We start from the raw sequence: 845 nt of genomic DNA, 5'->3' as shown, positions 1-845 counted from the left end.
CGTCGCTGGTGCTGCTGGCTGTGCGCATGACGTCGCTGCTGGCGCCGACTGCAACGCACAAGCCGACGTGGACGCGGGTGGAGCTGCTGGCGTTGTTGGAGCTGCTGGCGTTGTTGGAGCTGCTGGTGCTGCTGGCGCTGCTGGAGCTGCTGGCGTTGCGGGTGTCGCAGCGGTGCGGAAGACGAACACGCTGCAGGAGCGTCCGGTGCTGCGGCGGAGCATGCTGGCAACGATGACGGCGCCGGTGGCCGTGGCGCCGCGGACACTGCAGGCGCCGATGGCGCTGCAGGCCATGCCGTGGCAGCGAGACGAGGTGACACCGCGGACTCCAGGCAGCGACGACACCGACGACGATGACGAGGGAATGGAGAGACGCGATGCAGGCCTGATGAGTGGTGCAGGAGATCAGGGGGAGCCAGCAGGAGACAGTGACGAAGGAGGGGCGCGATCGTCGCACTACGCCACCGCGCCCGCCACCCGCACGTGCACGTGCTGCCTCACCGCCTGCACCCACGCGCTGCCTCGCTGCCTTGCCGCTTACACCCACGCGCTGCCTCGCCGCTACACCGCCCACACTTGCGCGCTGCCTCGTCGCTTGAGCGCGCCACCTCGCTGCTTGCACATGCCCGCGCTACTTCGCCGCTCCCCCTCCGTCGTCACCCGACATGCGCCCATGCCCGTGCAACGTCGCCTGCCGCCCACGCTGCCGCTGCTAGTCGTATGACCCCGTACAAATACCGCGTCGCCACGCCACAGCCCAAGCCCGCCTGCTGCTGCTGCTGCTGCTGCCGTCGCCGCTGCTGCTGCCGTTGCTGTTGCTGCTGCTGTTGCTGTTGCTGCTACTG

At 69.1% G+C, this 845-nt stretch carries 2 protein-coding genes; both read left to right on the top strand.

Annotated features, from left to right (window positions below; all coding sequences use genetic code 11):
• The coding region (locus ACK41V_RS23560) for a hypothetical protein (protein ID WP_409786113.1) at positions 1–236 on the top strand (236 nt) is incomplete at its 5' end.
• Positions 221–724 carry a hypothetical protein gene (locus ACK41V_RS23555; RefSeq protein WP_409786112.1) on the top strand — a complete coding sequence of 168 codons (504 nt, stop codon included), beginning with the start codon at positions 221–223 and terminating at the stop codon, positions 722–724. The genes ACK41V_RS23560 and ACK41V_RS23555, both read left to right, overlap by 16 nt.
• The last annotated feature ends 121 nt before the right edge of the window (positions 725–845 follow it).

It is taken from the genome of Acidovorax sp., from assembly GCF_046291265.1.
Classification (GTDB): domain Bacteria; phylum Pseudomonadota; class Gammaproteobacteria; order Burkholderiales; family Burkholderiaceae_C; genus Acidovorax.
This window is presented reverse-complemented; position numbering and strand designations above follow the sequence as displayed.